Raw genomic sequence first — 12,866 nt, forward strand, 5'->3', positions numbered from 1 at the left:
GGATGTAAAAACTAGATGAGTTTCTCGACTCATCTTTTTTTCTATTTAAGTTCATTACGCTTTCGAATAATTTATTATAATATTATTTATAAGCAGTATTTTAATTATCTTGAATCACTTTTATGCTTATATTTTAGGAGAAAATATGACAAATAATTCAGTGTCAGTTGTTAATATGATGGAAATAATTAAGCAAAAATCTTCCACTCCTCACACTCAATATGTAATTCCAATTTTTCAAAGAAAATATACCTGAACTAAGAAACCAGCAGTAGAAGCATATATTAAGGATATTATCGACATCTTTAATAGTAACGATCCTGATTATCAACATTTCATTGGTTTCTTTTTCTATTATTTAGACAAGAATACTGATTTTAATCCTCTTAGTGATAACAACCGAGCATTTAAAATGTACGTTGTCGATGGACAACAGAGATTAGTTACAACATTTCTAATAATTCTCGCTTTAAGAGATATTTTAAGTAGTGTTTCCTATTCTGAAAAATTTACCGAAGTTATTGAAACACTTAACAATAATTTTCTATACTTTGAAGATAAGAAAAAAGAGAAACAATGCAGATTATATCCATTAGTTGATGATAATGACGCATTTAAGAAAATTCTTGAAGGTGAAATTAATTCAAAAGAAGATATCAATTTATTGAATACATCAAATGTCTATTCTTCATATAAATACATTAAAGAAGAATTGGAACATCTATTAAAAAATGAAGGAAAAATTCAACTTGAAACAGTTGATAAATTTTTAAACTCACTAAGCAAATTAATTATTATCTCAGTCAAAATCGAAGATAATGACAACCCACAAAAAATATTCCAAAGCATCAACTCAACCGGAGTTAAATTAACTCAAGCTGATCTTATTAGAAATTACATATTAATGTCTGCGAAAACTGATAGAGAGCAAAAAGATTTATACGATAAGTATTGAGTAAAAATTGAGAAAAACTTAAATAATGATTCTAAAATAATGGAACATTTCTTTTTCATTTATTTACAAATCAAAAAAATGGAAATTGTTAACTTTACAAAGATTTATGATAATTTCAAACATTACTGCGAGAAGAATTATCAAAATGAATATGGTACGCTCAAACTAAGTGAAATTCTTAGTGATGTTCTTGAATACTCAGAACAATATAAATACATAAAGTTAATTGATAATAAAGAAATATCGTCTAAAACAATATTTAAGAATAAAAAACTAATAAGAGAAATGGTTTTAAGTAAAAACTTAAATACAGACGCTGCATTACCTTTAATTGTCAAAATGAGTAAACTTCTTCACGAGAAAATTATTAAAGAAGATTTATTCCTTGAAATACTGAAAGGTATAAATATTTATTTTGTACGTCGTGCAATATTAAATCTTGGTATTCAGAGTATTAATAAAGTATTTATTAATCTACTAGTAATATTAGAATCTAAGAATTGAAAGGACGAAAGTAGCGTTATAAATACCTTCAGAAGTTCACTTGTTAATGATAATAACGGGAAAACTACACGTATGCCTACTGACAAGGAACTTGAAGATTATATGTTAGAAGCAAATATGTATCAACGTGCACGTTTACTAAAAAATATATACATACATATCCAATTCAATGACACATTCACATATAAAGACGTTGAACCAAAAGAGTGAAGCATAGAACATTTAATGCCTCAAGATGGTGCAAAATGAATTGGCGAAAACGGCATTACAAAAGATAATCACCAAACACATAAGCATAGAATAGGTAATTTAGCTTTATTCAAGAAAGAGGAAAACTCATATCTAAGTAATTTACCTTTCGAAGAGAAGAAAGCTAAAATTAATAAATTCATCCATTGAGCTATGAATGCCGATATTCTAAAATATGAATATTGAAATACAGAGACTATTGAAGAACGTTCTAAAAAGATAGCTAATGAAATACTTAAGAAAACTTTTAAATATTTCGAAGCTGATGACACAAAATATAAAATTTTCAAAATTCATATCGCAAACTCTAAAGGTGAGAAAATTGCTCAAGCAGAACTTTATGAAAAAGATGGTTCTGTAAAAATCTTTGCAGGTTCAAGAATTATTAAAAATCCTAAAAAAGAAAAATATTACGAGAAATCAATTAAGGGAACTTTGGATATTTTATTAGCTCAAAATGTTCTGCAAGAGACTGATGAAGGATATATTTTTATTGAGGACTATTCAGTAACCCCGAGAACAGGTGGAAAAGCGACAAGTTTAAGTGCGACAGCTAATGTTATAACCTGAGATAACCATAATGGTAAAGAAATTTGATTAGATGAAAATGGTGAAAAAATTAAGAATAATGCAGATTTTAAAGCAACAAAATTTGGTAGTTCTAAAATCAACTAATCTAAAATAAGAAAAACATTGCATTCACATGTAAATAAGACAATTTTTATAGGTAATTTATAGGAAAAGCTTAAAGCATCTCAACATTGTTGAGGTGTTTTTCAATTTAACATAGTTCGAAAACTTTTCACCCTTATATCATCAAATGTAATCTTGGATAGCGTTTTAATTACCCAGTTACTCGTATAATTCTTTCTTTTATTGCAAACAAAAAGTAGACATTTTTTATTTTCTATCTACTTTTCTTATCCTATTTTATTAAATGCGATAATCTCTTTTCAATGTTTAAAATGCTTAAAGTTTAATTACATCATTTAACTTTGAATTTCATATGAAAAATTAATCTTCCTAAATTATAAAACTCATAAATTATCAATTTTCTTAATAGTAGGGATCTTGTACAACTTATTAATTCTGGTATATGAAACTATAGCAATCACTCCACAAACTATAACTATTACTGAATATGCAATGTAAGTTCATGAGTATCCAACTAAATTATTAATCGCTGTAAGTGCAATTATTAATAATGAAGACATAATAATCCTAAACACTATTGATAACCCATTTTGTAAATGGAACTTATCTTTTTCGAATAATTGATATGACTTGCTATAAAATCCTGGTAAGAACATACTAAACACCAATTGTTGTAGTGCATTAATTGAAAAGTAACTAATTAAAATAAACTGTTTATTTGAAATGAATGATAATGACATTCAAATGATGCTCAATGCAAACATTCCAAAAATTATTCATCTAAGATCAATTTTTACTTTGTATTTATTTAATAAGAAAACGACAATTACACCAGCTAGACTTAATAGAGCTAAAACAATTGTGAAATAGAAACTTCAATCCTCATATTTATAATCACCAACTCATTTGAAAAATTGAATAATTCCAGATTGTTTAGGAAATAAGAATATTCCAATTACTAAGGATGAAGATAATATGAATATTCATGAAAATAGCTTAAATTTAGAACTTAAAATCTTATGTGATCCATCATTTGCTTTTGCTTTATCCACAAAAACAGTCATTTCTGATTTAGTTTTTAAACTTCAATAAAGTAAACCAGATAATATGTAAGTTAACATGTTAAAAATAACTAAAGAATAAAAAGGTAAATACTTATAAAGTAAAAGTGACAATATTGGAGATAAAACTAATCCAATTGATATAGCAAATGAGTTACCGATGTTGAATTTATTTAAATCATTTTTATCTTTTGCTAAAAAGTAAAGAATATTCTTAAGGTGTATAAATCTATAGGAATGGACAGTTCCTAAAAGTGTACTTGTCACAATTAAAATAATTGAAAACGTATGTGTAGATAGATTATTGATAAATGCAAAGTAAGTTCCTAAAGGTATTATCAACAATATTGAACTAGCAATATCACAAATAAGAAGAGCGACTCTATCAGGTAGTAATTTAACAAGTTGTGATGAGATTGCATAAATGATTAACGATGGTAATTGTACTAATAAGTACAACAATGTAACTAATCAGAAATCACCAGTTATTTTGTAAATATATAAACTAGAAGCTAATTTAAATGCTTCTGACCCGATTGATGATAATGAAATACTACTTATATATTTTCATAAGTTAGCATTTAAGCTTCTAAATAGCGACATAATACCCCTCCTCATTAATGTATGGTATTTAATTATACATTCATTTATGCATTAGAGATGAAAAAAGGAATCTTATAACTGATATTCAAAGAAATTTAAGCTCAAAACAACTAAATAAAAACTAAAACCATTTTAGTTGCATTTCTATAGTAAGCATCAAAAATAAGTTAAATATTTTTCAATAATTTGTTTTATTTTACTTAAAAAGAATATAATAAAAGTAAGGGGAATATATTATGAAAAATACAAAATTAATTTTAAGCATCTTCACTACAGGAGTTATAGCACTACCAACTGTTTCGGTATCTGTAAATAATAATGTTGTTCCAAAACAAAAAGACGAAAATGAAATGAAGCAATTTTTAGTAGATTCTGAAATTGCACGTTTATCTAGATTAAGCGGTAAAACTCAAAAATTTAAAATTGTTAAGGAAATAAAAGACATTCAAAACAATAGCTTTTTACTTATTGCTACAGATGAAATGTTTTCAGTTGTAAATGCAAATATTTATACATCAAACCAAATTCATTATGAAACAATAAAAGATGAATGATTAAATTCAGAAATAATATATGATCGTCGATTCGGATTGCTCAAATTAGAAGATGAAAACACATATAAAAGTCTATATAACGAAAGTAAAATCTTAAAAAGTGATTTATTAAGCACCTATAAGGAAGATGAACTATGTGAAATAGAAGAATTTAAACAGAATCAATTATTGAAACGGGAAAAAGAAATTAGATACTCAAAATACAAAACAAAAACCGAACCTTGAGTAGATTATAATTTGAATAGAACTAACTATAATTATGATGGTCATTTTAAGGTAAGTTCCACAGTGCCATATGCATGATGATTTGCAACAAGAAACAATTACGAATCTGCTGGATACATAGATTTAAAACCTGAAGGAGCTCCTCGTGGTAGAAGAGGTTTATGTGAATATGTTGCATTGAGCCAATTACTACTCTACAATCATTTATTTGTTGATGGAACTGTTTTTACACAGGACCAGTATAATAAATTTATCAAAGAAGCTCCTCAAAATAATATCAGACATTGAGAGCACACTTCTCCAGTGTTTAAATATAAATACTCTTATCATCACGAAGATAATGTTCAATATAAAGACTATAAAAAATCTTTAACCTACCATTTATATCAACTTGCTGATGGACAAATAAATTTAAAAACACCTAATTACTACCGACTTGCTTTTGATAGATTTAATAAAAATGAAAGAAGCTCATGAGACAATTACGGAAAGTATGGTGGATACTATAGAGCTTGAGAAAATGTTAAAAAAGGTATACCTGTCATTTTAGGGATAGCACCTTGTACTTATTCCAACGGTTGACCGGACCATGCATATTTAATGTATGGTTATGATGATAATTCAGATATGTTTTTAGGTTCTATGTGTTGAGGATAAGAAAAAAGAAATACAATTTTATATTCATATTATAATGGTGCTTGAGGTTCTTATTATTTCACTATAGGAAGTTTGAAACCAAAAAATGCAGGGAAACAACCAAGACTGTTTAAATATAAAGATAAATTATATACTGGTGAAGAAATTAATAATTTAATTTTAAAGAAAGAACCTTTAAAATAATGTTAAGAAAAAACTGATTAAAATTTTCGACTTTAAGTGCATATTTAATTTTCTTATTTTCTCTTGTGGTTGCTTTACCTATTTATGCTGTAGACATATATTCAATAGAATGATCAGATGTACCAGGTCTCGCGATAGATGTACCTCCTTATATCCCTGAATCCATTGGAGATGGAGCTTATCTGATGTTTCTCCAAGACTATTTAATCACATATTTTATCTGTATATTTATAATAATACATAATGTTATTTACTTAAGAAGAGCAAACAAGAATAGTTGATTTACAAGTTTCTTTCCTTTCTTATGTGAAAATATTAAGATTCAATATTTATTTGCATATAAAATGAAACTTATTACATTTATATGCACATATATAATTGTTGTTCCTATTTTTATAACAGGTATAGTTTTTCAATTTATATCAAATTCTCTTGGATATTTTTTACTTCGTCGTATTTCCACACCTATTATTTCTTGAACTACTTCCACAATATTATCACTAGTAATTTTATTCTTCATTTGCATCTTAATTTTTCATGATGGTAAAAAATTATATTTAACAAGTAAAAAGGTTTCTACTAAATAAAGCTGTTTAACAAACACGTATAATCAATTAATAATTTAATCCTAAAGAAAGAAGGTTTAATAAAATCATGTTAAGAAAAAACTGATTAAAATTTTCAACTTTAAGTGCATATTTAATTTTCTTATTTTCTATTGTGGTTGCATTACCTATTTATGCTATAGATTTATATAAAACTAGTTTGCCACATTTACCAGAAGGAATACATAAAACTTATTCTGATGGAGCATATCTGTTTTTCGCAGGCGACTATCTCTTCACATATTTTATCTGTATATTTATAATAGTACATAATGTTATTTACTTAAGAAAAGTTAACAAAAATAATTGATTTACAAGTTTCTTCCCTTTCTTGTGTGAAAATATAAAGATTCAATATTCATTTGCATATAAAATGAAATTTATTCCATTTATATGCACATATATAATTGTTGTTCCTATTTTTATAACAGGTATAGTTTTTCAATTTATATTCAATTCCTTTGGTCTTAACGCATATATTTCTATGCCTCTCATTGCTTCAGTTGCTTACATAATATTATCAATAATAATTTTCTTCTTCATTTGCATTTTAGTCTTTCAAGATGGAAAAAAATTATATTTAACAAACAAAGAAGCAACTACTAAATAAGTATGAGTTATGTTAATTAATAATCGAACTCTAAAGAAAGAAGGTTTAATAAAATCATGTTAAGAAAAAACTGATTAAAATTTTCAACTTTAAGTGTATATTTAATTTTATTATTTTCTCTTGTGGTTGCTTTACCTATTTATGCTGTAAACATATATCGAATAAAATGATCAGATGTGCCAGGTCTCGCGATAGATGTACCTCCTTATATCCCTAAATCCATTGGATATAAAGCTTATCTAATGTTTCTCGAAGACTATTTAATCACATATTTTATCTGTATATTTATAATAATACATAATGTTATTTACTTAAGAAGAGCAAACAAGAATAGTTGATTTACAAGTTTCTTTCCTTTCTTATGTGAAAATATTAAGATTCAATATTCATTTGCATATAAAATGAAACTTATTACATTTATATGCACATATATAATTGTTGTTCCTATTTTTATAACAGGTATAGTTTTTCAATTTATATCAAATTCTCTTGGATATCTTTTACTTCGCCGTATTTCGACACCTATTATTTCTTGAACTACTTCCACAATATTATCACTAGTAATTTTATTCTTCATTTGCATTTTAGTCTTTCAAGATGGTAAAAAGTTATATTTAGCAAGTAAACAAAATAAGAGAGTTGATAAATCTTTTACTTATTGAATTAAGTAAAATAATATATTTTTCAATCTTAAAAATTAGTACAAAAAATACAAATATCCTAGTTAGCAAGTGATATTTGTATTTTTATATAACTTTTTTGGAGGTTTTATTATTTAGATGAATCAAGAGCTAATTGTGTTAATGTTTTTACCATTACACCTGTAGGTCTTGAAGCAATATCAGCTGTTCCTGCAACATCTAAGTGAATGTATTCAACATCTTCTGTAAATTCTTTTAAGAACATAGCGGCTGATGATGAACCTCCACCAATACCGCTTAAGTCAGTGTTCTTAAGGTCAGCAACTACTGAGTTTCTAATTTCTTTAGCGAAAGCTTCATCAAGAGGCATTCTTCATACTAATTCATTTTGTTCTTTAGCAGCTTTTAATAATTCTTCTCAAGCAGTATCTGTAGTAGCTCATGCACCTGTGTATGTTTGTCCTAATGCTACTAAAATAGCACCTGTTAATGTAGCGACATCAACTAATCTTGTAGCTTTTAAGTTTCTTACAGCGTATGTTAATCCATCTGCCATAACTAATCTTCCTTCAGCATCTGTGTTGTTAATTTCAACTGTTTTACCATTCATTGATGTTCAAACTGAATCAGGTAACGAAGCATCTCCATTAACTCTGTTGTCTGTAATACACATAATTGCAGCAACATTTGTTTTTGGTTTTAATTGAGCAATAGCCTTAAGAGCTGAAGCAACAAACACAGAACCTGACATGTCAAATTTCATACCTAACATGTTTCTACCTGTTTTAATGTTGTATCCACCTGAGTCAAATGTAATTCCTTTACCTACATAAACTGTTTTTTCGTTTGATTCAGGGTTACCGTTGTATTCAATAACAACAACTCTTGGTTCAAACATACTTCCACGGTTAACTGAAAGTAAAAGTCCCATTTTTTGCTCTTCAATTTGTTTTTTATTAAGAACTGTAACTTTTAAGTTTGAGTATTGTTCTAAATCTTTTCTAACAACTTCTGCTAATCATTCTGAGTTACAAATGTTTGGTGGTGTCACTTGTAAGTTTCTTGCGAAGTTAACAGCTTCTGATAATACAACTGCTTGTTTTAATGCATCTGCATATTCATTTTCTCCTTTAACTGATAATAAAGAAATTGCAAATTTCTCATGTTTTTTAGTTGTTTTAGCTGAATATAAATCAGCATTTACATAGTTGTAAGCTTCAACAAAAGCTTTAACAACTTGTGCTAATGTAACTTTTTCTGTTACAAATGAATCTAAATCAACTTGAACATCTCTACCTTGATTTGTAAAGAATCCTTTTGCAAATTTAGCTACTGAATCAAAAGATAATTTATCTTTTTTTCCCATAAATACAAGAGCTTCATTTTTATCAAAGTATTCTGTTACAACATTATTTTTTTGAATTAATGTTGATGGTAAGTTTTCATCATTTTTATAAACTGCTTTTAAAAGCATTGAGTTATTTCTAACTTTATCAACTGTTTTAATCATAATTTCCTTTCATACAAATATAAGTGAGTTATTTAATATTTTATAAATATTAAAGTTTCTAAATAAGTAAGTAAATTATATTACTTATTTTCATTTAATAACGCATATTCAACTAATGTTGCAACTAATGCACCTTGTGGTTCACCTTGAACATCTGCAGTACCAGCAACATCACAGTGAATAAAATCAATATCTTTAGTGAATTCTTTTAAGAACATTGCTGCTTGTGATGAATCAGGTCTAACTTTTGAACTTCAGTTAGCTAAGTCAGCAACTTTTGAACCCTTGTTACCTTTGTTATAATCTTCGTGTAAAGGCATTCTTCAAACTTTTTCGTTTGCTTCTTTAGAAGCTGCTAAAAAGTCATCTCATTTTGAATCATTTGTTGATCAGATTCCTGTGAAAGTATTTCCTAATGCTGTTAACATTGAACCTGTTAATGTTGCGACATCAATAATTGTTGTTGGTTTTAATTTATCAGCTGCATAGAAAATCCCATCAGCTAAAACTAATCTTCCTTCAGCATCTGTGTCAACTACTTCAACTCATTTACCTGACATAGATTGGTAAACATTTTCCGGTAATGAAGCATCATTGTTAATTCTGTTATCTGTAATACACATAACAGCAGAAACATTAACATTGGCTTTTAATTGAGCTAAAGCTTTAACTGCATAAGCTGAAATTACTGAACCAGACATATCATATTTCATACCTTCCATATGATATCCTTTTGTATTAACTCCACCAGTGTCAAATGTGATACCTTTTCCGACAATAGAAATGTGTTCTTTTGATTTTTTGTTTCCTTTATAAGATACAATCACAACTCTTGGTTCATGAACGCTTCCTTTATTAACAGATAATAAAAGACCCATATTTAATTGTTCAATTTCTTTTTTAGTTAAAACTGTTAATTCAAGACCTTCAATTCCTGAAAAATCATTTGTAATTTCACTAGCTAACATTTCTGAGTTTAAGAAGTTTTCTGGTTTAATTTGAAGATTTCTAACATCATTAATTGCTTTTGCAACTACTTCAATTTTCTTAACTAATTTTGCTGAAACATTTTCATTTCTCACATACACATAGATGTTTTTGAATTTTTCTTTATCTTCTTCAATTGATTTTTTGAATAATTTCACTTGTCCAAATAATAATTTTGAGTAAATAATTCTGAATGTTTTTAAAACATCATTATTTAAAACAAATGATTCAACATCAATTTGATAATCCCTATTAACTGAAGTTGCTAAATTCTCAAATAAAGCTGCTAATTCATCGAATGATTGATGTTTTTTATCAATGTAAATGTATGAAACATTTTCACTTAAGTTATCTGTAATTTTTGCATTTTTAGTAGCCACATAAAAAGGAAAATCTTTATTTTCATAAGCTGCTTTTAAAACTAAAACATCTTTTTTAAGTTCTTTAATTACTTTAATCATTTTTTTATTTCTCCTTACCTTGATTGTCTTTTAAATATAAGTTAATTACTGTTGAAGCTGATTGCCTGTAAGCTTTTTTAAGTGGTCCAGCTCCTAATTTTGTTCCACCAAAATATCTAACAACTGCAACTAAAACATTTTGCGCTTTTGTTAGTCTAATTAATTCAAACATAGGCTTACCAGCTGTTCCACTAGGTTCTTTATCATCTGAAAATCCACCTGTTTCAGCACCATTTGAATTTAATAAATAAGCATAACAAATATGTCTTGCATCTTTATATTGTTCTTTAAGACCCTTTAGAATTTGGTTAACTTCTTCTTTTGAAGAAACCGGATATAAATAACCAATAAATTCTGATTTTTTAATAATTAACTCGTTCTTATACATAAATTAAATTAATTATAATTTAATTTAATAAACTAATTAAAATTAATTGCTAAATTAAAACCTAACTACTAGAGTTAGGTAAAAAATTATTTGTTAGCTTTTTCAACTGCTTGAACAAAATCTTGATTTGATGAATCAGTTACATTTTGTAATGCAGCTAAAACTTCTTTTTTATTTTTTCTATCTAAATCAGGAATAATAACTTCTAAATGTAATCTTAAATCACCTTCCATACCTCTGAAGTGAACTCCTTTTTTAGGAACCTTAATCACTTTTGAGTTTGTGTAGGTTTTCTTCATTTTAATTTTTACATTTCCTCAAGGAGTTGGGACGTCAACTGTGTTTTCTAACATAATATCAATGAATGAAACTGGAAAGTCCATTTCAATATCCATTCCATCTCTTTCATAATATTTATGAGGTAGCACATTAACTGTAATGAATAAGTCTCCCGGTGTTCCACCGTTTTTACCTAAACCACCATATCCAGCAACTTTTAATCTTGTTCCTGAAACTGTCCCTTCCTCTATTTTAATAGAAACAGTTTTTTGTATAGCTGAGTAACCTTCACCACGACACTTTTTACATTTCGAAACAACAACCTTACCTTTTCCATGACATGTTTCACAAACAACCTGTTGAACTTGTTGACCAAAGAAACTATTAACAACTCTTCTTTTGTGTCCTACTCCATTACATGAACTACATGTTTGCAGATCATTTGGATTTTCTGCTCCAGTCCCTGTACAGAACATACACATTTCTCATTTATCTAATTTCTCTTTAATTGTTTTTCCTTTAAGAGCATCCATAAATGAAATATTTATATTAGTTCTATAATCATCCCCTCTTTGTTGATATGAACCTTGAGAACTTCTTTGTCTTCTTCCTCCGAATCCACCGAAAATGTTCTCGAAAATATCTTGAAAATCTTCAGAAAAGCCTTGTGCACCACCAAATCCACCACCATAGTAGTTTCCACCTCCTGGGTTTGCTCCTGCTCTTCCATTAGCGGCGTCGTGTCCGTATTGGTCATAAACTTTTCTTTTCTCAGGGTCTGAAAGAATTGAATAAGCTTCATTTAATTCTTTCATTTTTTCATCAGAAGTCCCATCTTTCAATTTATCTGGATGATATTTTTTAGCTAAACTTCTGTAAGCTGTTTTAATTTCTTGTTCAGTAGCTGTTTTTGAAACACCTAAAATTTCATAATAATCTCTTTTACTCATAGTTTTATTATTTTAGCATAAAACTCAGTTATTTGCTAATATTTAAATGATTAATTATTTGATTCTTATATTCAATAAAAATAAACTTGTTAATTTCACTGTTTACATCATTGACATAGGCGTAAAAGTCGTGAAATGAATACCATATAGCTTGTAAAACTGAAACATCAAGTCTTTGGGTAATATCATGATTTTGACAAATAAAACCTAAATTAAAATCAAAAGAAATAAAGTCCTTAATTCTTCCACATCTTTTGCAAGAATTAAATGATAAATCAATACCAAAGTATAGTAATGAGTGTGCATAAAAGTATGTTGAAACTTTAGTTCAAGGTGTATTATTAAAACTATCAAAATGTCTATTGTATTCAGCAAATAGATGATTTTTAGTTTTTATATTCTGGAATAAAAAGTTCAAACTATTAAATAGCTTAATATTATTTAAATTAGTAACATCAAGTAATTTTATTGTGCTTGATTTTTTTAATCTTCCATACTTATTTTGTGTTCTTGAAGCAAAATATTCAATTTCAACAATTGAACCAACTATTAAGTTACTTCTATTTTTTGAATGCGCATTATTTAGGCCTCTAGCAACTAAATCTAATCTCCCAAAAGCAGTGAAAAAACTGACAATATGTTCATTGTCTGATATTTCGTGTAAGTTTAAAACTATTGCGTTTTTGATTGTTTCAGCCATAATTTCACCGCTTATTAGAGTGTATAAATATTATATATTTATAAAAATAAATTAGGGTAAAATATATATACTTTATCAAAACACGGAGGT

At 27.3% G+C, this 12,866-nt stretch carries 8 protein-coding genes and 1 pseudogene; 3 read left to right on the forward strand and 6 right to left on the reverse strand.

What is annotated here, in order from left to right:
- The first annotated feature begins 145 nt into the window (after nt 1-145).
- Nucleotides 146-2,383 (forward strand): DUF262 domain-containing protein, encoded by a 2,238-nt coding sequence (locus tag NPA13_RS02745; RefSeq protein WP_257088984.1) that lies wholly within the window; start codon nt 146-148, stop codon nt 2,381-2,383.
- Between the two features lie 353 nt (nt 2,384-2,736).
- Here NPA13_RS02745 and NPA13_RS02750 read toward each other — a convergent pair whose 3' ends face one another.
- A complete protein-coding gene (locus NPA13_RS02750) occupies nt 2,737-4,026 on the reverse strand; it encodes an MFS transporter (RefSeq protein WP_257088986.1) in 1,290 nt (429 codons plus the stop codon).
- 236 nt (nt 4,027-4,262) lie between these two features.
- On the opposite strand from NPA13_RS02750, the pseudogene NPA13_RS02755 reads away from it, so the two are divergent.
- Together NPA13_RS02755 and NPA13_RS02760 are read left to right on the forward strand one after the other, a co-directional pair.
- A pseudogene (locus NPA13_RS02755) lies at nt 4,263-5,645 on the forward strand (putative cysteine peptidase).
- A gap of 654 nt (nt 5,646-6,299) precedes the next feature.
- A complete protein-coding gene (locus tag NPA13_RS02760) occupies nt 6,300-6,860 on the forward strand; it encodes a hypothetical protein (protein ID WP_257088990.1) in 561 nt (186 codons plus the stop codon).
- 771 nt (nt 6,861-7,631) lie between these two features.
- On the opposite strand, the gene NPA13_RS02765 is transcribed toward NPA13_RS02760, so the two are convergent.
- The 5 genes from NPA13_RS02765 to recO all read right to left on the reverse strand — a co-directional run bounded on the left by NPA13_RS02765 (nt 7,632) and on the right by recO (nt 12,776).
- Nucleotides 7,632-9,011 carry a M17 family metallopeptidase gene (locus NPA13_RS02765; RefSeq protein ID WP_257088992.1) on the reverse strand — a complete coding sequence of 460 codons (1,380 nt, stop codon included), beginning with the start codon at nt 9,009-9,011 and terminating at the stop codon, nt 7,632-7,634.
- A gap of 80 nt (nt 9,012-9,091) precedes the next feature.
- Nucleotides 9,092-10,459, reverse strand: a complete 1,368-nt coding sequence (locus tag NPA13_RS02770; protein ID WP_257088994.1) for a M17 family metallopeptidase — start codon at nt 10,457-10,459, stop codon at nt 9,092-9,094.
- A gap of 4 nt (nt 10,460-10,463) precedes the next feature.
- Nucleotides 10,464-10,847, reverse strand: coding sequence for a YigZ family protein (locus NPA13_RS02775; protein WP_257088996.1), 384 nt, complete (start codon nt 10,845-10,847; stop codon nt 10,464-10,466).
- Nucleotides 10,848-10,933: 86 nt separating this feature from the next.
- Nucleotides 10,934-12,076: a DnaJ C-terminal domain-containing protein gene (locus NPA13_RS02780; RefSeq protein ID WP_257088998.1), complete on the reverse strand. Its 1,143-nt coding sequence runs from the start codon at nt 12,074-12,076 to the stop codon at nt 10,934-10,936.
- Between the two features lie 28 nt (nt 12,077-12,104).
- Nucleotides 12,105-12,776, reverse strand: a complete 672-nt coding sequence (gene recO, locus NPA13_RS02785) for a DNA repair protein RecO (protein WP_257089000.1) — start codon at nt 12,774-12,776, stop codon at nt 12,105-12,107.
- Nucleotides 12,777-12,866 lie beyond the last annotated feature (90 nt).

Origin of the sequence: Mycoplasma sp. 2045 (genome assembly GCF_024582715.1) — a bacterium.
GTDB lineage: Bacteria > Bacillota_I > Bacilli_A > Mycoplasmatales > Metamycoplasmataceae > Mycoplasmopsis.